The following is a 26,455-nucleotide window of genomic DNA, read 5'->3' as shown; positions in this document are numbered from 1 at the left end:
ATAGAGTGATGAACATCATTCATCAGCGGTAGGTTATCGAAATCGGCCCCTGCGAGTGGCAGGAGCCAATTCTGGACAGAAAAATTATCCTGCCATTTGCTTTTCGCGTATCTCTGCCAATGTTTTGCAGTCGATACACAGATCGGCGGTCGGACGTGCTTCCAGACGGCGGATGCCAATCTCGACGCCACAGGATTCGCAGAATCCGAAATCCTCTTCTTCGATTTTCACCAGTGTTTTGGCGATTTTCTTGATCAGTTTACGCTCACGGTCGCGGTTACGCAGTTCGAGACTGAACTCTTCTTCCTGCGCAGCACGATCCACGGGATCGGGGAAATTAGCGGCTTCATCGCGCATGTGCGATACAGTTCGATCCACTTCATCCATGAGTTGGTTGCGCCATGCTTCAAGAATACGCTTGAAATGAGCCAGCTGAGCGTCGTTCATATACTCTTCGCCCGGCTTCTCCTGGTACGGCTCTACTCCGGCAATTGCGAGAATGCTCAGAGAAGATGTCTTACGATTTTGCCCTTCTTGCATGTTGCCTCTCCTACATAACACGACACGCATAATACCCTTTTATGTAGTGAAATTGCGGCGTTGTTGGCCATAACTCCAGCTATTTGGGTATATCGGCCCCCAAAGGGGGGAAAAACAGGCCGCTATAAATAGCAGATGAAGATGGGGTTGGCAATGCTTCCTGACACCGGCCTGATAAAGTGTGAGGAACAACCTGCTTATACCTGTCATACTTCAAGTTGCATGTGCGTTGGCTTCGATACTCGGCCCACTTGCGTGGACCTCGCCCCGTAAGGGCCGCTGCAAGCAGCGTTCAAATCTGCCTGTGGCAGATTTGTCAGTCACCCGAATCACTTACCTATGTAAGCTCATCGGAACTCCTTCCCTTGCCGCCTTCCTGAAACTCGAATTATTTAGGGTAACCATTAAATAATAAACAATGTGTTACGCCTTTGGTGGTACGTTCGGCGTGTTATGCAATGCTTGTGCTTTATCCCAACAACGGTAGTTTATGCGTCAATTTAATACCGTCAGGGCATAATGTGGAGCCATAACATAAAATTTCAACCCCTGCCTGTTGTGCTTCTATAAATAATTCCGCATAGCGTGAATCAATATGTCGGGCGGGAGAAACCTGTTGGATTCCTGAATGGAGAACGGCGAAAAAAAGGACTGCACGTTTTCCATTGGAAACCATCTGTTGCAGCTCACGTAGATGCTTTTGCCCTCTGAGTGTAACTGCATCGGGAAAGTAACCACATTCATGTTGCAATAATGTGACGGATTTCACCTCAATATAGCAGTCAATCTTGTCTGGCGCCTGTAAAAGCAGATCGACTCGGCTGTTTTCCGTGCCATATTTTACTTCCGTTTTTACGTCTGAATAGCCTGCCAGCTCTTCTATGCGATTTTCCAACAAGGCTTCGTACAATAATGTGTTGGCACGCAGAGTATTGACACAAATCCAGTGATGTTGTTGCGTTTCAGTCAGTTCCCAACTTTGCGGATACTTACGTTTAGGGTTATCGGACGTTGAATACCAGACGGTATCACCGGGTGTAGCACAGCCCGTCATTGCACCAGTATTGGCACAGTGCAGCGTGAGCGTCTCGCCTTCTGATGTTACGACATCGGCCAAAAAGCGTTTGTACCGTTTAATCAACCGGGCAGGTTGTAAACGTGGGGTATAGTCCATGGGTATCCTGTCTTATTCGTTTTATCTAACGACAACGACTCGCCTATTTAATAAATGACCAGCTTTCCAGCTTTTGATAGCGGGTTTTGCCATTGTCGAAAAGTGACTGATAAAGAGAAAAATGCGTCATGTCATCTTGCCAGTTGAACGTCGCGGGGGGAATCGCCACAGGACGAGTTGCGCCGCGCAATAGCGTTATGTGCGGATGAAAAGGCAATGCCGTTTGATAGCAGCCATTGCGCGCGGCCTGAGAACGTAACAGTTCCGCGAGCTGTAGCAATCCGCGTGGTGCACGACGGCAGCCCAGCCAAACCACGCCGGGACGTGGCCAGTGCCCGGCATCATTCAACGTGAGGGCAAACGAGGGCTGGCGTATACGACTTGCTAAGGCCTGTAAGACCTGTGCCTTTTGTTCACTCACATCGCCTAAAAACGCCAGCGTCAGATGAAGATTGGCGGCGGCGACTGGACGACCCGCTTCCAGAGGAAAGTGTTCGGCACGCCAGCGGATAATCTCTTGCTGTGTGGTTTCCGGTAGTGATAAGGCAAAAAACAGGCGGCGGGTGGCTGACATGGCACGCTCTCTTGTTCTGATTCCATCCGATGCTACATTCATCCAGATGCTACAATGCTCACCGCTGAAAGTTAACCTTAATACGGAGATGTCTGTGATTTTACCGCCCGTCAGCGCCGTGCTGGATGATGTGATAACGGCGCTACATAACGCGCCTCAGGTGCTGCTCAATGCCCCAACGGGTGCGGGGAAATCAACCTGGTTGCCGTTGCAATTACTGCAACAGGGCAACGTGAACGGGCGCATCATCATGCTGGAGCCGCGCCGTCTGGCGGCGAAGAGTGTTGCCTGGCGTTTGGCGCAGCAGTTGGGTGAAGAACCGGGGCAAACGATAGGTTATCGCATGAGGTCGGAAAGCTGCGTGAGTCATGCCACGAAGCTGGAAGTTGTCACCGAAGGCATGCTGACCCGTTTGCTACAACAGGATGCGGAACTACAAGGCGTTGCGCTGATCATTCTGGATGAATTTCACGAGCGCAGCGTGCAGGCCGATTTGGCATTGGCGTTGCTGCTCGATGTGCAGCAAGGGTTACGCGACGATTTAAAACTGCTGATTATGTCCGCGACGCTCGACAATGCGAGGCTGGCGGCGCTGTTGCCGGAAGCCGCCTGCGTGGTTTCCGAAGGCCGCAGCTATCCAGTAGAACGGTGTTATGCACCGCTAAATAGCCAGGAGCGTTTGGAAGAAGGTGTTGCGCGACAGGTTCGGCGTTTGCTCAGCGAAGAGGAAGGGTCGTTACTGCTCTTTTTGCCTGGTGTGGCGGAGATTCGCCGCGTGCAGGCGCTACTGGAAAATAGCGTGTCGAGCGAGACAGACCTCTGCCCTTTATATGGCGCCTTAACGCTGGCGGAACAGCAAAAGGCGATTCTGCCTGCGGCACCGGGCCGTCGTAAGGTGGTGCTTGCGACCAATATTGCTGAAACCAGCCTGACGATTGAAGGGATCCGGCTGGTGGTGGACAGCGGCCTTGAACGTGTAGCCAGCTTCGATGTAAAAAGCGGTGTGACCCGTCTGGTGACACAGCGTATTAGTCAAGCCTCTATGGTGCAGCGCGCGGGGCGTGCGGGGCGTTTAAGCCCCGGTATTTGCTGGCACCTATGCTCTCGCGAACAGGCCGAACGTGCTGCGGTGCAAAGCGAAGCCGAGATACTGAATAGTGATTTAAGCAGCGTCTGGCTGGATTTATTACAGTGGGGCTGTACTGATGTGGCACAGTTAACCTGGTTGGATACGCCACCGGCGCCTGCGCTTTATGCTGCACGCCAACTGTTGCGCCAGCTTGGCATTACTGATGACCAGGGTCGGTTGACTGCCGAAGGGCGGAAGATCGCGGCACTAGGCAGCGATGCCAGATTGGCGACGATGCTGTATGCCGCATCACAGCACAGTGCAGGGGCGTTGGCCACAGCCGGATGTTTGGCCGCGATACTTGAAGAGCCACCGCGTAGCGGGTCGATCAATCTGACTGATTGGCTGCATCGTCCGTTAGCGCACTGGCAGCGGAGAGCAAAACAGCTGACGCGTCGTTTATCGACGGCCTCGGGACATATTGACGGCGGCGAAGCCGACTGGCTGCTTGCACAGGCTTTTCCTGACCGTATCGCCCGGCGGCGCAGTCAGGATGGGCGTTACCAGCTTGCTAACGGAAGCGGCGCGATGATGTCGGCTGACGATGCGTTGTCGGGTAGCGAGTGGCTGCTGGCACCGGCCCTGTTGCAAAACAAGCAAAGCGCAGACGCGCGAATCCTGCTGGCGCTGCCGCTGGATATTGAACGGCTGGAGCGGCGATTACCCGGATTAATAAATGAACGTAACGTGGTGCACTGGGACGAAGAAAAGGGTACTCTGCGCGCCAGCCAGCGCGACCAGATAGGTTGCCTGACTTTGCGGACGCGCCCGTTGAACAAGCCTTCTGATGAGGCATTACAGCAGGCGATGTTATCCTGGATTCGGGAGCAGGGGCTCAAAGCATTACATTGGGATGCTACGGCCTTGCAGCTACGTGCCCGGTTACAGTGCGCACACCAATGGTTACCTGAGGTTGACTGGCCGCGAGTGGACGACGACACGCTGCTGGCAACGTTGGAAATCTGGTTACAGCCGTCACTGTCCGGCGTGCGGGATTTACGTGCGCTGCACCAGATTAATTTGAGTGATGCGCTGTTGCGGCCGCTGGACTGGTCACTGCGCCAGCGGCTGGATAGTGCATTGCCGACGCACTACACAGCCCCCGGAGGCAGCCGCTTGCCTATCGCTTATTATGACGATAAGCCACCGATGCTATCGGTGCGGATGCAGGAAATGTTCGGCGAGCAGCAGAGCCCGCTGCTGGCAGAAGGTCGTGTGGCGCTGGTGTTGGAACTTTTATCGCCAGCACAGCGTCCATTACAGATTACGCGTGATTTAGCGGCATTTTGGCAAGGCACGTACCGCGACGTGCAAAAAGAGATGAAGGGGCGTTACCCCAAGCATGTCTGGCCGGACGATCCGGCAAATACGGCTCCAACGAGACGTACCAAGAAATATCAGAATCACTAATTTCAGACGTTTCCGCTTTCCCAAAAAGGGGGCTGGAAACAGAGTAGGCGGCTTGAGCGCAGAGCTGATAGCCGTGAACAACCTGATGGAGAAGTTATTGTAATGTCTCGGGATGACCGCGAACCTATCGGACGTAAAGGGAAAGCGCCAAAACGTAAGCCTGAACGCAAACAGGCCATACGACGTCGCAGGGATGACGACTATGATGATGATGACTATGACGATTATCAGGACGACTATGACGACGATGATGATTACGACGGCGATGACACCATGACGCGGAAATCGCAGAGAAGACGTCGCTGGCTGGGCTTGGCGATTAAACTGTTCCTGATCTTTGCTGTGGCGATGGCGATCTATGGCGTGTATCTCGACAGTCAGATCCGCAGCCGTATTGAAGGCAAAGTCTGGCAGTTGCCCGCCGCCGTCTATGGCCGAATGGTCAACCTCGAGCCGGGCATGGCCTATAGCCAGAAAGAGATGATTAGCCTGCTGGAAGGTATGCAATACCGTCAGGTGAGCCGTATTACCCGTCCGGGTGAATTCAGCGTACGCGGCAACAGCATTGATATGCTGCGCCGTCCGTTTGATTTCCCTGATGGGAAAGAAGGGCAGATTCAAGCGCGTCTGACCTTTGCCAACGATCGTCTGTCGCAGATTCAGAATTTGGACAACCAGCGTAACTTCGGCTTTTTCCGTCTCGATCCGAAGCTGATCACCATGATGCAGTCGCCGAATGGCGAACAGCGTTTGTTTGTGCCGCGTACCGGTTTCCCCGATCTACTCGTTGATACGCTGGTGGCGACCGAAGACCGCCATTTCTATGAACATGATGGTATCAGCCTGTACTCCATTGGCCGTGCGTTTTTAGCGAATATCACGGCGGGACGCGCAGTCCAGGGCGGGAGTACGCTGACGCAACAGTTGGTGAAGAACCTGTTCCTGACTAACGAGCGTTCACTGTGGCGTAAAGCTAACGAAGCCTATATGGCGCTGATTATGGATTATCGCTACAGCAAGGATCGTATCCTTGAACTGTATCTCAACGAGGTGTACCTCGGTCAGAGCGGTAACGATCAGATCCGTGGTTTCCCGCTTGCCAGCCTGTATTACTTTGGTCGTCCGGTGAATGAACTGAGTCTCGATCAACAGGCGCTGCTGGTGGGAATGGTGAAAGGGGCGTCACTGTATAACCCGTGGCGTAATCCAGAAATTACGTTAGAGCGACGCAATCTGGTACTGCGCCTGTTGCAGAATCAACAGGTGATTGATGCCGATCTGTACAACATGCTGAGTGCACGTCCGCTGGGTGTACAGCCGAAAGGCGGCGTAATCAGTCCTCAGCCGGCATTTATGCAGATGGTGCGTCAGGAACTGCAACAGCGGCTTGGCGACAAGGTTAACGATCTCTCCGGCGTGAAGGTCTTCACCACGCTCGATCCGGTCTCGCAGGATGCTGCGGAAAAAGCGGTAGAAGTGGGCGTTCCGGCACTGCGTGCAGGGCGTAACGTCAGCGATCTGGAAGCGGCAATGGTGATTGTCGATCGTTTCAGTGGCGAAGTCCGCGCGATGGTTGGCGGTGCTCAAACACAGTATGCCGGGTTTAACCGTGCGCTACAGGCGCGTCGTCCTGTCGGGTCGCTGGCGAAGCCACCGACCTATTTGACGGCGCTGAGCCAGCCGGACACCTATCGTCTGAATACGTTGCTGGCGGATGAGCCGCTGTCGATCAAGCAGCCTAACGGACAGCTGTGGCAGCCGAAGAACTACGATCGTGAGTTCCGTGGCCGCGTCATGCTGGTCGATGCGCTGGCGAACTCGCTGAACGTTCCGACTGTCAATCTGGGGATGGCTGTAGGGCTGAATCAGATCACGGAAACGCTGAAGCGCTTAGGTATCCCCGAAAACGTGATTCAGCCTGTTCCTGCGATGCTGCTGGGCGCGATCAGTCTGACGCCGATGGAAGTGGCGCAGGAATACCAGACGATCGCCAGCGGTGGTAATCGCGCTCCGCTTTCCTCACTGCGTTCGGTGATTGCGGAAGATGGCACGGTGCTGTATCAGAGTTTCCCGCAGGCTGAACGGGCGGTTCCGGCGCAGGCGGCCTATTTGACGCTGTATGGCATGCAGCAGGTAGTCGAGCGTGGTACATCGCGTTCGCTGGCGGTGAAATTCCCGAATTATCATCTGGCGGCAAAAACCGGTACCACCAATGACCTGCGTGACAGCTGGTTTGCCGGGATTGACGGTAAAGAAGTGGCGATTAGCTGGGTAGGGCGTGATAACAACGGCCCGGCCAAGCTGACTGGGGCAAACGGTGCGCTGACGATTTATCGTCGCTATCTGGAAAACCAAACGCCGCTGCCGTTGATGCTGACGCCGCCGGAAGGCATCACGACCATGACGGTGGATGCCAGCGGAAACTTTATCTGTAACGGCAGCAGCGCCGGACGCGTCTTGCCAGTCTGGACGGATAATCCGCAGGCACTGTGTCAGGCCAGCCAGCCGCAGCCTTCAGCGCAGCAGGATCAACAAAATGGAGAAGGTGTCGCTGACTGGATCAAACAAATGTTTGGTCAATAAGCGCTTCTCACTGCGCCTGGTTAATCTATTGTTTCTTATAGACAAAGATAGAGGAATCGCGTGTTTTGTCGTTATCTGGCGTAAAAAATTATGCTGAGGAGATAGCAGGCTTAGGATGAGCCGCATGGACGCGGCGAAAGCTTGCGCCACGTATGGAACGTGTCGCAAGCGGTCCGTTAAGCCTGATACCGACGAAGGAACCGCGTCAGCGGCATAATTCACGCTAAAAGCCGAGGTTCATAGGGGGCTGGCGTAGCCCCCTATGTCGGGCGCGTGCTACAAGATAGCCTGAAAATAACGGTATTATCGCGCACGAAACCGCCTCAATAGTGGCATAAAATGTTCCTAATAGGCTGAATCTACGTGGATTTTTTTTCTCTGCTATTTTGAGGCGAGCACCGCATCCTGCCTGATACCGCTTTTCCTGCCATGCCATTCTGGCACCGACAGGTAAAAGTCTTGCGATTGGCATTCTGTTGCGCCTATCATGCTGCCTTTATCGTAATCATTATCGTTCTCTTTTAGCTTGATCGTTATGGGTCTGGTTCGATAGTTACGGGAATAGCGATCGCCGCTTATACCCCTTTCCGTCCGTGACATTAAAAATCAAAAGCGCTATGCAAAATCAAACTGTACTGCCTGATACCACCTTCAGACTGGACGACGTCAGCTTTTCCGTTGCTGGACGCACGCTGTTACACCCGTTATCGATCACGTTCCCCGTAGGAAAAGTGTGTGGCCTGATTGGGCACAATGGCTCAGGCAAATCGACATTGCTGAAAATTCTGGGTCGCCATCAGTCTGCCAGCAGCGGTACCGCACTGTTGGGCGAACAGGCGATCGGAAGCTGGGACAGCAAATTATTCGCCCGTCAGGTTGCCTATTTACCGCAGCAGCTTCCTGCTGCTGAGGGAATGACCGTACGTGAGCTGGTTGCCGTGGGGCGCTACCCGTGGCATGGCGCATTAGGCCGTTTCGGCAGCGCCGATCGGGAAAAGGTCGAAGAAGCCATTACGCTGGTGGGATTAAAGCCGTTTGCTAACCGTTTGGTGGATAGTCTGTCGGGCGGTGAACGGCAGCGAGCCTGGCTGGCAATGACGGTGGCACAGGACAGTCGCTGCCTGCTGTTGGATGAACCGACCTCTGCATTGGATATTGCGCATCAGGTTGAGGTTCTGGCGCTGATTCAGCGCATGAGCCACGAGCGCGGCATCACCGTGATTGCGGTGCTGCATGATATCAATATGGCAGCCCGCTACTGCGATCATCTGGTGGCGTTGCGTGGCGGAAAAATGATTGCGCAGGGTGAGCCTGTCGCGCTGATGCAAGGGGATGTGTTGGAAAATATCTACGGCATCCCTATGGGCATTCTGCCTCATCCGGCTGGTGGCGCACCGGTCAGCTTCGTTTGTTAACTCGGTTTACCTACTAATGATGCCTGAATTTTCTTCTTCTCCGCGCTCCCCCGATCCGCTACGCCGTCGTTTATTGACGGCGCTGCTGCTGTCACCGCTGGTTTATTCAGCGGCGAGCAGAGGGAGCACAAGTGCTTTCCCTGATCTAAACCGCATTGTGGCACTGGAATGGTTGCCTGTTGAACTGCTTCTGGCGTTGGGCATCACGCCCTTTGCGATTGCCGATAAGCATAATTACAACCTGTGGGTGAAAGAGCCAGCACTGCCTGAGTCAGTGATTGATGTGGGGCTGCGTACCGAACCAAACCTTGAATTGCTGACGCAGATTCGCCCATCCATGATTCTTTATTCTGAAGGTTACGGCCCTTCGGTCGCGAAAATGTCCCGCATTTCTCCGCTGCTGGGTTTTGGCTTCAGTAGCGGACAAGGAAAGCCGCTGACCTCGGCACAGGCCTCAGTGATGAAACTTGCCGATGCGCTAAATATGAAGGCAGCCGGAGAACGGCATCTGACGGAGTTGGCGCAGTTTCTCCAGCAGGAAAAGATCGCGCTTCAGCCGTATACCGAGCGGCCTTTGCTGCTTATCACACTGGTCGATAGTCGCCATGTTCTGATAATGGCCAAGAACAGCCTTTTTCAGGAAGTAATGGATCATATCGGGATAGAGAATGCCTGGCAGGGTGAAACCAGTTTCTGGGGCAGCACAATTGTGGGGATTGAACGTCTGGCGGAAGTCGGTGATGCCAATGTGCTCTGCTTTGACCATGGCGATAGCGCTATTAGCGCACAGCTTGATAACAATCCGCTCTGGCAGGCCATGCCGTTTGTGCGTCAACAGCGTTTACAGCGTGTGCCAGCCGTCTGGCTGTATGGCGGAACGATCTCGGCGATGCGCTTCTGCCGCGTATTGAATCAGGCATTGGAGGCAAGAAAGCATGCCTAATTCGCTGTCTGTCGCGCACAAACGTGCTATGCCCCCGTTGGTACTTCCCATCGTTTTAATGGGTTTTCTGCTGTTCGTGATATTGGGAGTGGGCAGCTACAATTTGCAGCAGCAATTGCCCGTTTCACAGTGGTTTGAGGCGCTGACACAGCCTGCCTTGAATAATATCCAGCAACTTTTGTTCCACTATAGTCTGTTACCGCGCATGGTGCTGGCACCGCTGATTGGCGCAGGGCTGGGACTGTGTGGCGTGTTGTTCCAGCAGGTCTTGCGTAATCCGCTGGCTGAGCCGTCAACGCTGGGGATAGCCACAGGCGCACAGCTAGGCATCACGGTGGTAACGCTCTGGGCGCTACCCGGCGGTGTATGGATCCAACAGGCTGCTGCTATGATCGGCGGGTTGGTGGTTGGCGCATTGGTGTTTGGCGTAGCTTGGGGCAAGCGATTATCACCAGTGACGCTGATACTGGCGGGGCTGGTGCTGAGTTTCTACTGTAGTGCGGTCAATCAACTGTTGGTGCTCTTTCATCATGAACAGCTTCAGGGCTTGTTCTTATGGAGCAGCGGTGTGCTGAACCAGCAGGACTGGAGCAATGTGCAGTTTGTTCTCCCGCGCCTTCTGGTGTGTTTCTGTTTGGCACTGCTTCTGATTCGTCCGCTAACGCTGATGGGGCTGGATGACGGCGTTGCACGTAATCTGGGGCTTGGGCTGTCGCTGGCTCGTCTGAGCGCGCTCGGGTTGGCGATTTTCCTGTGCGCTCAGTTGGTGAATGCAGCGGGCATTATTGGTTTTATCGGCCTGTTTGCGCCACTGCTGGCGAAAATGTTGGGCGCACGGCGCTTACTGCATCGCCTTTTGTTAGCACCGCTGCTGGGGGCGCTGCTGCTCGGTGTTACCGATCAGGGCGTTATCTGGTTGAGCCGAGTATGGCGTGAAATACCTACGGGCGCGGCGACTGCGCTGATTGGCGCGCCGCTGCTACTATGGTTGCTGCCTCGCCTGCGTAATAGCGGCCAGCCCGTGCTGGTCGATAGTAATAGCACACCGGCGCTCGAACGTAGTCTATGGGGAAAGTGGCTGGTGCTCGGTATCGTGCTACTGGGAATGGTCGTTATCACGGCGCTGATGTTGGGGAAAGATGCAGAAGGCTGGCAGTGGGGCGGTGGTGATGTATTAGCGCAATTGCTTTCATGGCGCTGGCCTCGGGTTCTGGCGGCGCTGACCGCTGGGGTTATGCTGGCGGTGGCAGGAACGCTAATACAAAAATTAACGGGTAACCCGATGGGAAGCCCGGAAGTGCTGGGGATTAGCTCCGGTGCATCGTTTGGTGTCATTATTTTGCTGTTCTTCATCCCCGGCAACGCGTTCGTGTGGTTGCTTCCAGCCGGTAGCGCGGGGGCGGCGTTGACGCTGCTGATCATGGTGATTATCGCCGGACGAGGCGGTTTCTCTACGCAGCGAATGCTGCTGGCGGGGATAGCACTGAGCATGGCGTTTTCCACGGTGATCGCACTGTTGTTAGCCAGCGGCGATCCGCGCATGGGGACGGTGCTGACCTGGCTGTCGGGATCAACCTATGCGGTCGAACCTGTAGACGCGATACGAACGGCGGTGATTTCGATTCTGTTGCTGTTGATTGTCCCGCTCTGTCAGCGCTGGCTGCGTATTTTGCCGCTTGGCACCACAACCGCCAGATCGCTTGGTGTGGCTGTCACGCCCGTTCGCTTGCTGATTTTGTTGTTGGCTTCGGTGCTGACCGCGATGGCAACCATGATGGTTGGGCCGATGAGTTTTGTGGGCCTCATGGCACCACATATGGCGCGGATGCTGGGCTTTAGCCGGGTGTTGCCGCAAATCGCTAGCTCTGCGCTGATTGGCGGGGCACTAATGGTTATTGCGGACTGGTTTGGTCGGATGATCCTCTTTCCGGCGCAGATTCCGGCAGGGCTGCTCGCGACGTTTATCGGTGCGCCTTACTTTATTTATCTGTTGCGCAAACAGGTGAAATAACGCGAGCGTCGGCGGGAAGGGAAACCCGCTGACGCCGTGTGATTAGCTGGAAACGTTGATAGCTTCGATCAGCATCCAGAACGTGGTGAGCAGCAGAGAAAGCGCCATGATGCCGTTGAAGGCTTTCAGCTTCCACGGTTCCTGAAGATGTTTACCGATGCGATCGCCAAGTAGTGCCCACACCAAAATGCAGGGCAGATTGAGCGCCATAAAGGCGATTACCGTGGTGAAAAGGCCACCGCTGGCTGCATAGAGTAGGGCTATATTACTGGACATCAGCCAGGCCTTCGGATTTACCGCTTGAAATAACGTCCCTTGTAGTACGCTCATCGGCTGTACTCGCCCTTGTAACTCCGGTGCCGATGAGCGCACGATTTTCCATGATAGCCACAGCAGATAGACACATCCCAGCACGGTGAGAGGGAGGCGGATCACGCTCATCCAGCTAAGCAGAAGCTCTAATGCCACCCCCATCAGCGCTGTTTGTATCCCACAGCCAACGGAAATGCCCATCATCATCGGTAACGTACGGCGCAAGCCAAAATTGACGCCTGACGTTGCCAGCAGCAGATTATTCGGTCCCGGCGTGATTGACATGACGGTGACGTAGCTGAAAAAAGAAGGATCGAGCATGGTGTTATCCTGATGATGGGGAAGAGCACTATAGTAGGCAGAAAAAATAAATGGTTACAGATACACAAAATGATTATTGTAATGGGTACAAAATGCATTAATCGTTAACTGTACTCATTGGCTGGCGGGGGAACTGTGTCCATCATCGACTCACAAGAAAGTACGCTCTATCAACAACTCGCGGAAACCTTCGCCACCGCCATTCATCAAGGGACGTTAGCGCCGGGAAGCCGCTTACCTTCTATTCGCCGTGTCGCTGGATCGCATCAGGTGAGTGTGAATACGGTGCTGAATGCCTGGCGTATTCTCGAGGATCGCGGGTTAATCGAAGCACGACCGCAGTCCGGCTATTTTGTCCGAGGGCGTCTGCCGTCTCTGACGGAAAGCAAACCTCATCGTGCGCAGGTGATTGTGCCGGGCAGTGAGCAACTGGATTTGATTGATACCGTGTTTGCTGCCCAAACTCACCCCGACTACACCAATATTTCTCTGGCGTGCCCGCAGCATGCTGATTTCTATCCTACTGAAAAAATCAGCCGTATTGCTGCTTCCTTGCTGCGGCGACAGCCTGAGCTGATTGGCCGCTATGCGCTGCCGCCGGGCAGTGAACGGCTGCGGCGCGAAGTAGCACGGCGAGCAATGGATTTGGGTATGACATTGACCCGTGAGGACATCACGATTACTCACGGCTGCATGGAAGCGCTACAGCTGTCGCTACGCACGGTTACGCAGCCGGGTGACTGTGTTGGGCTGGAAACCCCAACCTATTTTTATCTCTTTCCTCTGTTAGCCAGTCTGGGATTGAAAACGGTGGAAATTCCTACCGATCCGCAACGTGGCCTCTCGATGGATGCGCTGGAGTTGCTGCTATCAGAAAATCGGTTACAGGCGATTATCGCCATGCCGAACGCGCAAAATCCGTTAGGGTGCAGCATGACGCTGGCGGATAAAAAGCGGTTGGCAAAGCTGGTGAATGATTATCAGGTGCCACTTATCGAAGATGGATTATACAGCGAGCTTCAGTTTACCTGGCCGCTGTCACCTACGGTGAAAGCCTTCGACCGCGAGGGGTGGGTCATTTACTGTTCCAGCTTCACGAAAACGTTGGCGCCCGACTTTCGCATCGGCTGGATGGCATCGGGGCGTTTTCGGGCAAAAGTGGCGCGGCTGAAAGCAGTGTCGTCAATGGCGGAATCGGCGCTGCTATCGGAAACGCTGGCGCAGTTTCTGGAGTCCGGCGGTTACGATCACCATCTGCGCACGCTGCGTCGTCGCTATGCCGCGCAGATGGATGAGGCGCGTGGGCTGATTGCCCGGCATTTTCCACAGGGTACCCGCGCGACGCAGCCGCAGGGCGGGTTTGTTTTCTGGCTCGAATTACCGGGTGGTGTGGATGGGGTTGAGTTATTCCATCGCCTGTTGCAAGAGAAGATTTGCGTCACACCCGGCGAGCTCTACACGTTGAGTAGCCGCTGTAAACACTCGCTTCGGCTGTCTTGCTGCTACCCGTTTGATGAACGCTACACGTATGCGCTCAAGCGCGCGGGGGCACTGGCGTGTGAAATGAGCGGCATTGGGCCGGGTAGCGCAGAATAGTGTTATGGCGTGCCGTTTCGTCCCCAGGTCAGGTAGCCTGCGCGCTCGCTTAAGCGCTCATAGTAGGCGCGGACGGCAGGATAGTCTGTGTGCTCCAGCGGCGTTTCATACCAACGGTTTACCGATAACCCGATGGGAATATCGGCTAGCGTAAACGCTTGTCCTGCAACGTAGTTGCCAGTCCGCTCCAATTGCTGATTCAAAATGCCCATGGTGCGTGACCAAAGGTTACAGGATTCTGCCAAGAGCTGTTGCTCCTGATGCGCGGGAGACTGGCGTACTAGCGACATAAAGGCGTAACGCCATGAGGGATTGAGCTCGGTAGCTTGCCAGTCGATCCACTGGTCGATGGAGGCGCGGCTACGCGGATCTTGTGGGTAGAGCCCGCTTCCGTCTTTCGCATTAGCGAGATAGCGTAAAATCGCGTTCGATTCCCACATGACGAAATCGTCGTCTTGAATAACCGGTATCATGGCATTCGGATTGAGCGCCAAAAATTCCGGTGATTGAGGTGACTTATAGCCATCACCCCAGTCTTCGCGATGAAAGGGAATTGCCAATTCATCGCACAGCCACAGCACTTTCCTAACGTTGATCGACGACGTACGTCCCAGAACCTTTAACATGACTTCTCCGCTATTTTCAGGCAAGTAGACATACTCATAACCAATTTGAAATGGCTTGTCATTCTCAAACGATAATTCTGACGAAAAAAGTGAAAGGCAGAAGTGGAGGGTAGAGAAGGGCTGTTATTAAGCAGCCATGGCGTCACTCCCTGACGCCATGGTGTACGCGTTTGCTTTACAGGCGTGAGAAGCAGAGCTGTGCCGCTTCGATAGTGCGTTCGATGTCCTGTGGCGTATGCGCCAGCGACATAAAGCCTGCTTCAAAAGCGGACGGCGCGAGATAAATCCCTTCTTCCAGCATCATGTGGAAGAAACGCTTAAAGCGTTCGACGTCGCACTTCATCACATCCTGATAGCTGGTGACGCTGTCGGCATCGGTGAAGAACAGACCGAACATGCCGCCTGCCTGATTAACGACCAGTGGAGTATTTTCGGCTTTCGCCGCAGCCAGCAGGCCGTCGGCCAACTGATTGGTCAACGCGGTGAGTTTTTCATGTACGCCGGGTTTCGCCACTTCCGTCAAACAGGCAAAGCCTGCCGCCATAGCGATGGGGTTGCCGGACAGCGTTCCCGCCTGATAAACCGGGCCGGTCGGTGCCAGTGCCTGCATGACTTCGCGCTTGCCGCCGAATGCACCGACTGGCATGCCGCCGCCGATGATTTTCCCCAGACAGGTCAAATCCGGTACCACGCCGTAGTGCGACTGTGCACCTGCTAGGGCGACACGGAAGCCAGTCATCACTTCATCAATGATGAACAGGGCACCAAATTCGTCACACAGCGCGCGCAAGCCAGGGAGGAAATCGGGTAGCGGTGGAACGCAGTTCATGTTGCCTGCGACGGGTTCGACAATGATCGCAGCGATCTCATCGGGATATTGTTCGAACGCGGCGCGTACCGATGACAGATCGTTATAGACGCAGGTCAACGTATGGCGGGCGAAATCGGCTGGAACACCGGGAGAGTTAGGCTGACCCAACGTTAGCGCACCGGAACCCGCTTTTACCAGCAGGCAGTCGGCGTGGCCATGGTAGCAGCCTTCAAATTTGATGATTTTATCGCGGCCCGTATAACCACGAGCCAGACGAATCGCGCTCATGGTGGCTTCCGTACCGGAATTAACCATCCGCACCATATCCATGCTAGGCACCAGAGAGGTAACCAGTCGCGCCATCTGCACTTCCATCTCGGTAGGAGCGCCAAAACTCAAACCGCGTTCTGCGGCAGCAATCACCGCATCGCGAATCGCTGGATGATTGTGGCCCAGCACCATCGGGCCCCACGACCCCACGTAATCAATGTACGCTTGCTCGTCGGCGTCGTAGAGGTAGGCACCATCTGCCCGTTCGATAAACAGCGGCGTGCCGCCGACGCCGTTAAAGGCGCGAACCGGTGAGTTCACTCCGCCGGGAATAAGTTGTTGTGCCGCAGCATACAGGCTTTCAGATTTGTTCATTACGCGGTCCTGACTGGTCTTGATCGTAAAATGTAAGGGTATTCTAATAAACTGGCCGCCGTTATGAAATCGTTGTGCAGCAAGCTTACCTCTCTTTGTATTCAGCCCTCCCTGAATAGGCAACTTTACCCTTAAGGGGTAACATAGTGACTCTTATTTCTCTTCTTTGGTTATGGTTGCTGTGATCAGATCTTCTTCATCCGTTTCTTCTGCGTTGAAGCGTCGTGCTGCTGTCGCACAATTTGTGCGGCGCGATAAAACACCCGTGTTGATTCTTCTGCTGGCGGCGGTAGTGGGGACGTTAACGGGATTGGTCGGCGTTGCATTTGAACGCACGGTGAATTGGGTTATACAGCAGCGCATGGAACTATTGGTACTCGTACCAGAAAGCGAGATGAACTGGTTTCTGGCTGCGGCGATATCTGCTGTACTCGCGGTGTGGGGATATTTTCTGGTTCGGCGTTTCGCTCCAGAAGCGGGTGGGTCGGGCATTCCTGAAATTGAGGGGGCATTAGAAGAACTTCGGCCGGTACGGTGGTGGCGCGTATTACCCGTCAAATTTTTTGGCGGTATTGGCACACTCGGGTCGGGAATGGTGCTAGGCCGGGAGGGGCCAACGGTGCAGTTAGGCGGGAATATCGGCGGCATGATTGCGGATATGCTGCCGAAAAGGCAACAGGACGGACGCCATTCATTACTTGCTACTGGCGCTGCTGCCGGGCTATCCGCCGCCTTTAATGCGCCATTGGCTGGAATACTTTTTATCATTGAGGAAATGCGACCGCAGTTCCGCTACAGCCTCATTTCGATTAAAGCGGTATTCATCGGCGTAATTATGTCGAGCATTGTATTTCGGCTGTTCAACGGTGAGCGGGCTGTGATCGATATAGGGCAACTGCCTTCCGCACCGCTCAATACGCTGTGGTTATATTTGGTGCTCGGGATTATTTTTGGCGTTGTTGGCGTGGTGTTTAATGCCTTGGTTTTACGTACTCAGACGTTGTTTTTGGCCTTTCACGGTAAACGGATGTCGCGTTTCTTGCTAGTGGGCGCACTGGCTGGTGGGTTTTGTGGCGTGTTATCCGTCGTTTTTCCTGAAGCTACTGGGGGCGGATTTACGCTTATCCCATTTGCGGCGGCGGAGCATTACAGTATTAGTATGCTGTTTTGGATCTTTATGATCCGAGTCTTCATGACGCTACTTTGTTTCGGGTCTGGTGCACCAGGAGGGATTTTTGCGCCGATGCTGGCGTTGGGAACGTTGCTCGGTGCCGCGTTTGGTATGGTGACAAGCCATATTTTTCCCGATTATTCGATTGGTGCCAGTACGTTTGCTGTTGCTGGCATGGGGGCGTTGTTCGCGGCATCGGTTCGCGCTCCGCTTACTGGTATCGTCCTGGTGCTGGAAATGACTGACAACTATCAATTGATATTACCCATGATTGTGACGTGTCTGGGTGCTACGCTTTTGGCCCAATTTCTGGGGGGCAAGCCACTCTATGCGTCTATTCTGGCGCGAACGCTACAGCGGCAGGCATTGGCCGAGCAGGAACAGCAGATTAATTCAACAATCTCTGTCAAATCTTGAACGTTTTCTAATCCTGCCGGATAATAAGCGTATGAATATGGGTCTATCACCTGATAAGCCCTGAGTTGGGAGTAAAAATATGAGCGACGATATAGCAGCACTGCCTCTGCAATTTACCGATGCGGCGGCAAGCAAGGTGAAAAACCTGATTGCTGATGAAGAAAACCCAGAGCTGAAACTGCGTGTATATATTACGGGCGGCGGCTGTAGCGGTTTCCAGTATGGTTTTACCTTTGACGATCAAATCAACGACGGCGATATGACCATTGAGAAACAAGGCGTGGCGCTGGTGGTTGATCCGATGAGCCTGCAATATCTGGTTGGCGGCGCGGTAGATTATACCGAAGGGCTGGAAGGTTCTCGTTTCATCGTGACGAATCCGAATGCGAAATCTACCTGCGGCTGCGGTTCTTCTTTCAGCGTCTGATACCGCATTGCGGTTATTCAGCGGCTAAAAAATAAAAAACCGTGTCCTGTCACCAAGACACGGTTTTTTTATAGCAGACATTTTTTATAGTAGACAATAAGCCTGTAACAGAAGCGTTAAAAGATACGCCCCGTTTTTACTGTGATTACCATTCGACCGTAATCAAACGCGTTTCTGTACCCTGCGTCGTTTTTGTCGCAGAGGTAGAAAATTTTGCCTGATCGACCTGAATACGTGACTCAGTAATTTTAGGTTGAGGTACAGATGCTACGTTACAGTTCATTTGAAATTGACCGGATTGTGGCGTAACGCCACACGACGGTAATATCGTCAGTTGAGCATTAATTTGCCCGCCGCTACTTCCTGCATAAGCAGTTCCACAAGCCGCCATCAGCAGACTTGCACAAAGCAACGCACTTTTCATGTTTATTTTACCTGGTGTTAAAAGGAACCGATATCGGTTCAAAATTTTCTAATTTCGTATTGCTTTGGCTTTAACGCCGAGCGGTAATCAACACCTTTATTGGTGTCTATGATTCCACCGTTACGTTCAGATTATCGGCAAGTGTTGGCGAAATAAAAGCCTGCTAGTGTTACAAGTTGTATACTAATGAATCTATTGTTATCGGAGTGATTTCACTATGTTAATTAACAATCACTTTGCTGACAAAGAGGCGGGTCTTAATTCTGCTAATTGAGAACAAATTTGCTGTGTCGCTAATAGCAAACGAGGGCCACTGCGGCTAAACCAGTCTTCATTGACGGTAATAACCGGAATCGCTAATTGTGGCTGCCAAAACGCCTGCACATTGGCAACTTTATCTGGTGTACCGGCGATAATAATGGCCTGCGGCTGGCGTCTTAATACCTGTTCACGGCTTACCTGTGGCCAGGGTACTGGGCTGTCGCCAAAGATATTTGCTGCGCCGCACAGTGAAACGATTTGACTTTGCAGCGTGGCTTTTGAGGACGTAAACAGCGGCTGTGTGCCAAATTGAATGAATACCTTCAGCGGAGCGGTGTGTGCCGCCTTATATTTCTCACCCGCGTGCTGGAGTTTGCTTAAGTGCTGCTGAAAATCTGCTGCGGCCTGCTCGGCTTGTTCAGGATGACGGCTATATGCCGCCAACTGTCGCAACGATGCCGGGATATCGTTTAACGTTTTCGCGTCCAGATAAACGATGGGTATTGAAAAATTAGCGAGCTGTTCTAACGGACGCTGTGGGTTACCCTCGCGCCAGGCCAGAATAAGATCGGGCTTGAGGGCGAGGATCCGCTCCAGGTTGATTCCTTGCCAAGAGGCAACCTGTTCCAGCTTTTTTGCTTCTGGCGGATAATCTGACCAGGCACTGACTGCAATCAGCTGTTCGCCCATTCCAGCCGCATAGGCCATTTCCGTCGCGTGAGGTGCGAGACTGATAACACGCTGCGGAATGGCATAAGCGGCAGTGCAGAGCAGCAGCCCTGTCAGCCAGAAGAAGAACCTGAGGGTCATCGATTAGCGTGCAGCCAGCTTGGCCAGAATCGTTTCTACCATCCGTGTTGATTGCTGTGCAGCAACGCTCAGGAACTCATCAAAACTCAGGTGTGAGGCTTTATCGGCCACATCAGAAATTGCGCGAACCACCACGAACGGTACGGCGAACTGATGGCAGACATGTGCGATCGCGGTGGCTTCCATTTCCACGGCAATCGCTTTCGGGAAGGTGGTGCGGATGCGTGCTAACGGCTCTGCGCCGTTAATGAAGGCGTCGCCGCTGACAACCAAACCGCGCACGGCGTTCAGTTGTAAATCGGTAATGGCTTCCTGCGCCAGTGCGATGAGCTTTTCATCGGCAGGGAAAGCCGCAGGGCAGCCCGCCATCTGGCCGGGTTCATAGCCAAAGGCCGTTACGTCGGCATCGTGGTAGCGCACTTCATCGGAAATCACGATATCACCGACGTTCAATGTCGGTGCCAATCCACCCGCAGAACCGGTGTTAATCACGACGTCTGGCTTGCTGTGTTCCAGCAGCAGCGTGGTGCCCAGTGCGGCGGAGACTTTACCGATACCAGATTTCAGCAGCGCGACTTCTACGCCGTTAATTTGTCCGGTGTAGATTTCGCAACCTGCGCGCTGGAAGGTTTGACGGTTTTCAATCCGATCGCGCAGCAGCGTTACTTCTTGTTCCATCGCGCCGATAATGCCGACTTTCATAAGGTTCCCCGCAAATTCTGTTATAAATGGAAGGTGTATACCTAATGCTGGTCACTGAAGCCCCATTTTAGGGGAAACACAGGGGGAGGTTCCCGCAGGGATGCCTCACCCCTGTGGTCGCACCGAGTATCTCAATCATTAAATGACCAGCATTAGGTGTATATCGCGGGCGTTAGTCTATCATGGCTAGCGGGATGAGATGGAGTGTACATCATTGTGCTGTAGCGGAATGATAGGGAGAACCGTATGTCTGACATCGATTTCGCCAAAAAAATGAGCTTTCAGCGGCATTTTAGCCGACCTAAAACGGCTGAGAGTGAATATGCGATTGTGCGTCAGTTTGAGAGCGATCGCGGTCGTATCATTAACTCCGCCGCCATTCGCCGCTTACAGCAAAAAACCCAGGTCTTTCCGCTGGAACGTAATGCAGCCGTCCGTTCCCGTCTAACCCACTCGATGGAAGTTCAGCAGGTTGGCCGTTACATCGCAAAAGAGATTTTGCACCGCCTGCAAGCCGACGACCGACTGACATCGCTCGGGCTGGCCGACAGACAAACGCCGTTTGAAAGCATGGTTGAAATGGCATGTCTGATGCACGACATCGGCAATCCGCCTTTTGGCCATTTTGGCGAGTCCGCGATTAATCAATGGTTCAGGAAATTGCTGGATAGCCATTATCTGGACAGTGAGTCCCCGGAGCGCGTCGATGATTGTAAAGTCCCTACGCTGAGGATGCAGCAAGATGGATTGGACGATCTGCGTGGGCAGATCCGACAGGATCTGAGCCATTTTGAAGGCAACGCACAGGCGATCCGTTTGGTGCATACGTTGCTGAAACTTAATCTGACCTACGGTCAGGTAGCCTGTATCCTGAAATATACCCGCCCTGCGTATTGGCACGGCGAGCTTCCGGCGAATTACAACTATTTGATGAAGAAGCCGGGTTATTATCTGGCAGAAGAAGCCTTTGTCTTGCAGCTGCGTGAAGAGCTGGATATGGGGGAATTTCATCGCCACCCGCTGAGCTATATTATGGAAGCGGCCGATGATGTTTCTTACTGCATCGCGGATTTAGAAGACGCCGTCGAGAAAGATATCCTCACAATCGAAGAACTTTACGATCGTCTGCGTGAAAATTGGGGTGCAGGCGCAGAGAAAGACATCTTTGCCAAAACGATCGAACGTGCTTACAAAGAACGTGAGCGCTTTCAATGGCGTAGCCACGACGACCAGTTCTTCATGAACCTCCGCGTTTACACTGTAGGGCAAATGGTGCCCCATGCTGCGCTGCGTTTTATCGACAATCTGCCGGCGGTCTATGCCGGATCGTTCAATCAGGCGTTGCTTGAGGATGATAGTCCGCAGAACCGTCTGTTAGGCATCTTCAAGCGGGTCGCCTTAAAGCACGTTTTTAATCATCATGAGGTTGAGCAACTGGAGCTACAGGGTGACCGCGTGATTCGCGGTCTGCTGGATATCTATAGCCCGCTGCTCGAGATGCCCTATCAGGATTTCAGTCAGCTCGTCAGCGACGATATGCACAAGCATTATCCAATTGAAACACGCCTTTATCACAAACTATCCAGCAAGCATTGTCTGGCCTATCGTGAAGCGGTCACGGAGTTGGAAGGCGTCGCTGAACCCGAGCGGATCGTCCGTGAATATTATTATCGGGCGCGTTTGATTCAGGATTACATCAGCGGTATGACTGATTTGTACGCCTACGATGAATACCGTAAGTTGATGGCGGCGGATTAGATATGAACAGGCTGCAACGGAAATCACGAGTTTTGTAAAGCCGTTCAATATTTACTTACGCTTCACGGTCTTCCCCTTGGGAACATTGTTGGTTCATATTTATCTCATACAGCACGACCACTGAGTGTACCCGGTGTCGGGTACACGGGCCGTAAGACTCGCGTGTTGATTACTATGAGACATACACCTATGAAAAGAAAATCACTGGTTCTGAGTGCGCTGGCGTTAAGTCTGGCGATGGCGATGGGCTCCACCATGGCAAATGCGGCTGAGTCAGCGGCGTCTTCCGCCTCATCAGGTCAATTACCTAGTCTTGCCCCCATGTTGGAAAATGTGATGCCTTCCGTCGTAAGTATCTACGTGGAAGGGCATACCACCAATCTGGGTAAAGAAAACAATGCGGGCAAAGAAGGTATTCCGCCGCAGCTTCAGCCGTTTTTTGGTGAGAACTCACCTTTCTGCCAAGACGGATCGCCGTTCCAGTCGTCGCCGATGTGTCAGGGAGAAGGTGATGACGATGACGACGGCCAACAACAACCAAAACAGGAAAACTTCCAGGCGTTGGGCGCGGGCGTCGTGATTAATGCAGAAAAGGGCTACGTGGTGACTAATAGCCACGTGGTGGATAACGCCGATAAGATCCAGATTCGACTCAGTGATGGCCGCAAGTATGACGGCAAAGTGTTAGGAAAAGATCCACGTTCTGATATCGCGCTAGTGCAGTTGAAAGACTTTAAAAATCTGACAGCCATCAAAGTCGCAGATTCCGACCAACTGCGGGTTGGTGATTATACCGTAGCGATTGGTAACCCGTATGGTCTGGGTGAAACCGCGACATCGGGCATTGTGTCCGCGCTGGGGCGCAGCGGATTGAATATTGAGAATTACGAGAACTTTATTCAGACCGATGCAGCGATCAATCGGGGGAATTCCGGCGGCGCGCTGGTGAACCTGAATGGGGAATTGATTGGGCTGAATACCGCAATTCTTGCTCCAGATGGCGGCAATATCGGGATTGGTTTCGCTATCCCCAGCAATATGGTGAAAAGCGTCGTCGCACAGATTGTCGAATTTGGCGAAGTGAAGCGCGGCGAACTGGGCATCACTGGTACGGAGCTGAACTCTGAACTGGCACAGGCGATGAAGGTTGATGCTCAGCGTGGCGCGTTTGTAAGTCAGGTGCGACCGAAATCGGCGGCAGATGCTGCGGGCATCAAGGCGGGCGATGTCATCGTTACGCTGAATGGCAAAGCGGTGAGCAGTTTCTCCGCGCTGCGTGCACAGGTTGGCTCGCTGCCGGTGGGCAGCAAAGTCGCGCTGGGGCTGCTGCGTGATGGCAAACCGCTAACGGTTGAGGTGACGCTGCAACAGAGCAATCAAGCGCAGGTGTCATCGGGTAATCTCTATTCTGGCATTGAAGGTGCCGAGTTGAGCAATACTCAGGTGGACGGGGAAAAAGGTGTCAAAGTGGATAACGTTAAGTCCGGTTCTGCGGCGGCTAAAATTGGCCTGAAGAAGGATGACATTATTCTCGGCGTTAACCAGCAGGCGGTACAGAATATTGGCGAATTGCGTAAAATTCTGGACAGCAAACCAGCGGTCTTGGCGTTGAACGTTCGTCGCGGTGACAGCACGATTTATCTGCTGGCTCAGTAATCGAGTGGTTCAATGATTAAGTTGATAATTAATTTATAAAACAACTTGTTACGTTTATTTTCTGGCCGGGTGCTCAAGTGCCCGGCTATTTCTCGCTTCTCCATAAACGCGCTTTTGTGAGTTCTTCCACAGATTTAACCTAATTCCCATTTCTTTGTTAATTTGCACAATGTGTGGCGCACCGTGTGGCGGTATGCTGGTGCAATTGTCAATGTTCCTCTCAGAGGTAAAAATGGCGTCGTATCATCTCAATGCCAAGATGGCACAGGATATTGTCGCGCGGACCATGCAGATCATTGATAGCAATATCAACGTGATGGATGCTCGCGGTAAGATTATCGGCAGTGGCGATCAGGAACGATTGGGGGAATTGCATGAAGGGGCGCTGCTGGCGCTATCGCAGGGGCGGGTCGTCGATATTGATGACGCCGTGGCGCGTCATCTGCACGGTGTGCGTCCGGGCATTAATTTACCCCTGCGCATCGACGGTGAAATCGTCGGTGTTATCGGTCTGACAGGGAACCCTAGCCAGTTGCGCCAATATGGTGAGCTTGTCTGCATGACGGCGGAAATGATGCTGGAGCAGGCCAGATTGCTGCATATGCTGGCACAGGATAGCCGCCTGCGCGAAGAGCTGGTGTTGAACCTGATTCGCACTGACGATCTGTCTCCCGCCCTTATGGAGTGGGCGCAGCGTTTAGGCATCGATCTGAATAAACCTCGCGTCGCAGCGGTGATCGAAGTGGACAGCGGACAGCTCGGCGTAGATTCGGCAATGGCAGAACTACAGCAGTTGCAGACGCTGCTGACCACGCCGGAACGTGACAACCTGATCGCGATCGTTTCCCTCACGGAAATGGTGGTGCTAAAGCCAGCGCTGAACAGCCACGGGCGCTGGGATGCAGAAGATCATCGCAGACGCGTGGATACGCTGATGTCACGCATGGCGGAAAGCAGTCGGCTGCGGGTGCGGCTGGCGCTAGGGAACTATTTTGCTGGCCCCGGCAGTATTGCACGCTCTTACCGCACCGCGCGCACAACCATGAGCGTAGGCAAGCAGCGTATGCCCGCTCAGCGTTGTTATTACTATCAGGATCTGATGTTACCCGTGCTGCTGGATAGTCTGCGCGGTGGTTGGCAGGCAAACGAATTGGTTCGTCCGCTTTCGAAGCTCAAGGCAATGGATGGAAATGGTCTGCTGCGCCGTACGTTAGGTGCCTGGTTCCGTAATAACGTTCAACCCGGTGCGACGGCGAAAGCGCTGTTTATTCACCGTAATACGCTAGAGTACCGTCTTAATCGAATCTCTGAGCTGACGGGATTAGATCTGGGGAATTTTGACGACCGCCTGCTGCTGTATGTCGCCTTGCAGCTGGATGAAGAAGAGTAGTGCAGAAGAAAAACGACGTTACGTCCACTTTTAGGTTATCTGGATTTCTACCGTGTCCCCCTGATGCCGTCCGGCATCAGGGTCAACCATTTCGTTCTTCAGTCGTGACAAAATTGCTTAGACTGAAAACTATGACATAACCATTAACAATATAACGCGATAGCATAAATTATCGCGAAACAATATTTTTGCCCCTTCCCTATATCCACTATTGTCACTTCCATGTTGTCAGCCTGATAGCCGCATCAACGGCGTCAATCGATCGCATTCATCATTATTTCATCTAAATACTTTCAAGCATTAAGGTTAGGGAGTGATAAGAATGTCAATACGTCGTCTGGGGTTATCTGTTGCTACGGCAGCGCTGTTATTTTCTGGTGTGGCCTCGGCGGCTACCGAATTATTAAACGTGTCTTACGATCCGACGCGTGAACTGTATCAGCAATACAATGCCGCGTTTATTAAGCATTGGAAAGCGACCACGGGTGAAGATATCACTATTAAAAATTCGCACGGTGGCTCTGGAAAACAGGCGCGTTCGGTCATTGACGGCTTGCAGGCTGATGTGGTGACACTGGCGCTGGCGGGTGACATCGACGCATTAAACCTGAATCAACCGCTGATCGATCCTAAGTGGCAGGCGCGTTTGCCTGACAACAGTACCCCTTATACTTCCACCATCGTTTTCTTGGTGCGTAAAGGTAATCCGAAGCAAATCAAAGACTGGAACGATCTGGTAAAACCGGGCGTTGAAGTTATCACGCCAAACCCGAAAACGTCCGGTGGTGCACGTTGGAACTTCCTGGCTGCATGGGCCTACGCCAAAGCACAACCGGGCGGTAATGATGAAACTGCACTGAAATTTGTCACCGAACTGTATCGCCATGCTCCCGTACTGGATACCGGTGCACGTGGCGCGACCATCAGTTTTGTACAACGTCAGTTGGGCGATGTGCTGCTGGCTTGGGAAAACGAAGCTTACCTGTCTCTGAAAGAGCAGGGCGGCGATCAGCTTGAGATCGTCACGCCATCATTGTCAATTCTGGCCGAACCGCCGGTCGCTGTTGTCGACAAAGTGGTCGAGCGTAAAGGGACGCAGAAACAGGCTGAAGCTTACCTGCAATACCTCTACAGCGATGAAGCACAACGTATTATTGGTAAAAACTTCTACCGTCCACGTAACGCCAAGATTGCCGAAGAGTTTAAAGATCAGTTTGCACCAGTGAGTTTGGTCACGATCGATAAGGATTTCGGTGGCTGGACAGCGGCGCAGGACAAATTCTTTAACGATGGCGGCGTGTTCGACAAAATCTTTAAAGAGATCAATAAGTAATTCTGTAATGTCTGAC

At 53.2% G+C, this 26,455-nt stretch carries 21 protein-coding genes; 12 read left to right on the top strand and 9 right to left on the bottom strand.

What is annotated here, in order from left to right; all coding sequences use genetic code 11:
• Window positions 1-84 precede the first annotated feature (84 nt).
• The 3 genes from dksA to thpR all read right to left on the bottom strand — a co-directional run bounded on the left by dksA (window position 85) and on the right by thpR (window position 2,288).
• Window positions 85-540: an RNA polymerase-binding protein DksA gene (dksA, locus tag CLR69_RS22210; RefSeq protein ID WP_010280759.1), complete on the bottom strand. Its 456-nt coding sequence runs from the start codon at window positions 538-540 to the stop codon at window positions 85-87.
• 469 nt (window positions 541-1,009) lie between these two features.
• Complete coding sequence (gene sfsA / locus CLR69_RS22205; RefSeq protein WP_129712031.1) at window positions 1,010-1,714, bottom strand: DNA/RNA nuclease SfsA; 705 nt, start codon at window positions 1,712-1,714, stop codon at window positions 1,010-1,012.
• A 43-nt stretch (window positions 1,715-1,757) separates the two neighbouring features.
• Window positions 1,758-2,288 (bottom strand): RNA 2',3'-cyclic phosphodiesterase, encoded by a 531-nt coding sequence (thpR, locus tag CLR69_RS22200; protein ID WP_129712030.1) that lies wholly within the window; start codon window positions 2,286-2,288, stop codon window positions 1,758-1,760.
• 94 nt (window positions 2,289-2,382) lie between these two features.
• Between thpR and hrpB the strand changes: the two genes are divergently transcribed.
• The 5 genes from hrpB (at window position 2,383) to fhuB (ending at window position 11,779) form a co-directional block, all read left to right on the top strand.
• Entirely contained in the window at window positions 2,383-4,827 is a 2,445-nt protein-coding gene (gene hrpB / locus CLR69_RS22195) for an ATP-dependent helicase HrpB (protein ID WP_129712065.1), read from the top strand.
• A gap of 102 nt (window positions 4,828-4,929) precedes the next feature.
• Window positions 4,930-7,410 carry a bifunctional glycosyl transferase/transpeptidase gene (gene mrcB / locus CLR69_RS22190; RefSeq protein ID WP_129712029.1) on the top strand — a complete coding sequence of 827 codons (2,481 nt, stop codon included), beginning with the start codon at window positions 4,930-4,932 and terminating at the stop codon, window positions 7,408-7,410.
• Between the two features lie 617 nt (window positions 7,411-8,027).
• Window positions 8,028-8,825 carry a Fe3+-hydroxamate ABC transporter ATP-binding protein FhuC gene (fhuC, locus tag CLR69_RS22185; protein WP_129710211.1) on the top strand — a complete coding sequence of 266 codons (798 nt, stop codon included), beginning with the start codon at window positions 8,028-8,030 and terminating at the stop codon, window positions 8,823-8,825.
• Window positions 8,826-8,841: 16 nt separating this feature from the next.
• On the top strand, window positions 8,842-9,768 hold the full coding sequence (fhuD, locus tag CLR69_RS22180; protein WP_129712028.1) for a Fe(3+)-hydroxamate ABC transporter substrate-binding protein FhuD: 927 nt from the start codon (window positions 8,842-8,844) through the stop codon (window positions 9,766-9,768).
• Window positions 9,761-11,779 (top strand): Fe(3+)-hydroxamate ABC transporter permease FhuB, encoded by a 2,019-nt coding sequence (fhuB, locus tag CLR69_RS22175; RefSeq protein ID WP_129712027.1) that lies wholly within the window; start codon window positions 9,761-9,763, stop codon window positions 11,777-11,779. The genes fhuD and fhuB overlap by 8 nt, the downstream gene beginning before the upstream one ends.
• Before the next feature lie 42 nt (window positions 11,780-11,821).
• On the opposite strand, the gene CLR69_RS22170 is transcribed toward fhuB, so the two are convergent.
• Window positions 11,822-12,412, bottom strand: a complete 591-nt coding sequence (locus CLR69_RS22170; RefSeq protein WP_129710205.1) for a LysE family translocator — start codon at window positions 12,410-12,412, stop codon at window positions 11,822-11,824.
• 135 nt (window positions 12,413-12,547) lie between these two features.
• Here CLR69_RS22170 and CLR69_RS22165 point away from each other — a divergent pair, with 135 nt between their 5' ends.
• Window positions 12,548-14,008 (top strand): aminotransferase-like domain-containing protein, encoded by a 1,461-nt coding sequence (locus CLR69_RS22165; RefSeq protein ID WP_129712026.1) that lies wholly within the window; start codon window positions 12,548-12,550, stop codon window positions 14,006-14,008.
• A 2-nt stretch (window positions 14,009-14,010) separates the two neighbouring features.
• Here the strand turns inward: CLR69_RS22165 and CLR69_RS22160 are convergent, their stop codons facing one another.
• Both CLR69_RS22160 and hemL read right to left on the bottom strand, forming a co-directional pair.
• Entirely contained in the window at window positions 14,011-14,634 is a 624-nt protein-coding gene (locus CLR69_RS22160) for a glutathione S-transferase family protein (RefSeq protein ID WP_129712025.1), read from the bottom strand.
• A gap of 175 nt (window positions 14,635-14,809) precedes the next feature.
• A complete protein-coding gene (gene hemL, locus CLR69_RS22155; protein ID WP_129712024.1) occupies window positions 14,810-16,090 on the bottom strand; it encodes a glutamate-1-semialdehyde 2,1-aminomutase in 1,281 nt (426 codons plus the stop codon).
• Between the two features lie 172 nt (window positions 16,091-16,262).
• Here hemL and clcA point away from each other — a divergent pair, with 172 nt between their 5' ends.
• The gene (gene clcA / locus CLR69_RS22150; RefSeq protein WP_165345968.1) at window positions 16,263-17,678 is read left to right on the top strand and encodes a H(+)/Cl(-) exchange transporter ClcA; all 1,416 of its coding nucleotides are present in this window, start codon (window positions 16,263-16,265) and stop codon (window positions 17,676-17,678) included.
• A 79-nt stretch (window positions 17,679-17,757) separates the two neighbouring features.
• Entirely contained in the window at window positions 17,758-18,105 is a 348-nt protein-coding gene (erpA, locus tag CLR69_RS22145; RefSeq protein ID WP_005969047.1) for an iron-sulfur cluster insertion protein ErpA, read from the top strand.
• A gap of 145 nt (window positions 18,106-18,250) precedes the next feature.
• Here the strand turns inward: erpA and CLR69_RS22140 are convergent, their stop codons facing one another.
• From CLR69_RS22140 to mtnN, 3 genes are all read right to left on the bottom strand, one after another.
• A complete protein-coding gene (locus tag CLR69_RS22140; protein ID WP_129712023.1) occupies window positions 18,251-18,529 on the bottom strand; it encodes a hypothetical protein in 279 nt (92 codons plus the stop codon).
• A 231-nt stretch (window positions 18,530-18,760) separates the two neighbouring features.
• A complete protein-coding gene (btuF, locus tag CLR69_RS22135; protein WP_129712022.1) occupies window positions 18,761-19,600 on the bottom strand; it encodes a vitamin B12 ABC transporter substrate-binding protein BtuF in 840 nt (279 codons plus the stop codon).
• Between the two features lie 3 nt (window positions 19,601-19,603).
• Window positions 19,604-20,302, bottom strand: coding sequence for a 5'-methylthioadenosine/S-adenosylhomocysteine nucleosidase (mtnN, locus tag CLR69_RS22130; protein WP_129710191.1), 699 nt, complete (start codon window positions 20,300-20,302; stop codon window positions 19,604-19,606).
• A gap of 246 nt (window positions 20,303-20,548) precedes the next feature.
• Here mtnN and dgt point away from each other — a divergent pair, with 246 nt between their 5' ends.
• From dgt to CLR69_RS22110, 4 genes are all read left to right on the top strand, one after another.
• Complete coding sequence (gene dgt / locus CLR69_RS22125; RefSeq protein ID WP_129712021.1) at window positions 20,549-22,060, top strand: dGTPase; 1,512 nt, start codon at window positions 20,549-20,551, stop codon at window positions 22,058-22,060.
• 189 nt (window positions 22,061-22,249) lie between these two features.
• The gene (degP, locus tag CLR69_RS22120; RefSeq protein ID WP_129712020.1) at window positions 22,250-23,716 is read left to right on the top strand and encodes a serine endoprotease DegP; all 1,467 of its coding nucleotides are present in this window, start codon (window positions 22,250-22,252) and stop codon (window positions 23,714-23,716) included.
• Between the two features lie 232 nt (window positions 23,717-23,948).
• Complete coding sequence (locus tag CLR69_RS22115) at window positions 23,949-25,106, top strand: CdaR family transcriptional regulator (protein WP_015841264.1); 1,158 nt, start codon at window positions 23,949-23,951, stop codon at window positions 25,104-25,106.
• Window positions 25,107-25,434: 328 nt separating this feature from the next.
• Window positions 25,435-26,439 (top strand): sulfate ABC transporter substrate-binding protein, encoded by a 1,005-nt coding sequence (locus CLR69_RS22110; RefSeq protein ID WP_395303121.1) that lies wholly within the window; start codon window positions 25,435-25,437, stop codon window positions 26,437-26,439.
• Window positions 26,440-26,455: the final 16 nt, after the last annotated feature.

Source organism: Pectobacterium zantedeschiae (assembly GCF_004137795.1).
GTDB lineage: Bacteria > Pseudomonadota > Gammaproteobacteria > Enterobacterales > Enterobacteriaceae > Pectobacterium > Pectobacterium zantedeschiae.
The sequence above is the reverse complement of the archived record's forward strand: the minus strand, read 5'-3'. Positions and strand labels throughout refer to the sequence as shown.

Bases quoted from the DNA above. Each gene is read 5' to 3' on its own strand.
- dksA (WP_010280759.1), bottom strand. From the start codon at position 540: ATGCAAGAAGGGCAAAATCGTAAGACATCTTCTCTGAGCATTCTCGCA.
- sfsA (WP_129712031.1), bottom strand. From the start codon at position 1,714: ATGGACTATACCCCACGTTTACAACCTGCCCGGTTGATTAAACGGTAC.
- thpR (WP_129712030.1), bottom strand. From the start codon at position 2,288: ATGTCAGCCACCCGCCGCCTGTTTTTTGCCTTATCACTACCGGAAACC.
- mrcB (WP_129712029.1), top strand. From the start codon at position 4,930: ATGTCTCGGGATGACCGCGAACCTATCGGACGTAAAGGGAAAGCGCCA.
- fhuC (WP_129710211.1), top strand. From the start codon at position 8,028: ATGCAAAATCAAACTGTACTGCCTGATACCACCTTCAGACTGGACGAC.
- fhuD (WP_129712028.1), top strand. From the start codon at position 8,842: ATGATGCCTGAATTTTCTTCTTCTCCGCGCTCCCCCGATCCGCTACGC.
- fhuB (WP_129712027.1), top strand. From the start codon at position 9,761: ATGCCTAATTCGCTGTCTGTCGCGCACAAACGTGCTATGCCCCCGTTG.
- CLR69_RS22170 (WP_129710205.1), bottom strand. From the start codon at position 12,412: ATGCTCGATCCTTCTTTTTTCAGCTACGTCACCGTCATGTCAATCACG.
- CLR69_RS22160 (WP_129712025.1), bottom strand. From the start codon at position 14,634: ATGTTAAAGGTTCTGGGACGTACGTCGTCGATCAACGTTAGGAAAGTG.
- hemL (WP_129712024.1), bottom strand. From the start codon at position 16,090: ATGAACAAATCTGAAAGCCTGTATGCTGCGGCACAACAACTTATTCCC.
- clcA (WP_165345968.1), top strand. From the start codon at position 16,263: ATGGTTGCTGTGATCAGATCTTCTTCATCCGTTTCTTCTGCGTTGAAG.
- erpA (WP_005969047.1), top strand. From the start codon at position 17,758: ATGAGCGACGATATAGCAGCACTGCCTCTGCAATTTACCGATGCGGCG.
- CLR69_RS22140 (WP_129712023.1), bottom strand. From the start codon at position 18,529: ATGAAAAGTGCGTTGCTTTGTGCAAGTCTGCTGATGGCGGCTTGTGGA.
- btuF (WP_129712022.1), bottom strand. From the start codon at position 19,600: ATGACCCTCAGGTTCTTCTTCTGGCTGACAGGGCTGCTGCTCTGCACT.
- mtnN (WP_129710191.1), bottom strand. From the start codon at position 20,302: ATGAAAGTCGGCATTATCGGCGCGATGGAACAAGAAGTAACGCTGCTG.
- dgt (WP_129712021.1), top strand. From the start codon at position 20,549: ATGTCTGACATCGATTTCGCCAAAAAAATGAGCTTTCAGCGGCATTTT.
- degP (WP_129712020.1), top strand. From the start codon at position 22,250: ATGAAAAGAAAATCACTGGTTCTGAGTGCGCTGGCGTTAAGTCTGGCG.
- CLR69_RS22115 (WP_015841264.1), top strand. From the start codon at position 23,949: ATGGCGTCGTATCATCTCAATGCCAAGATGGCACAGGATATTGTCGCG.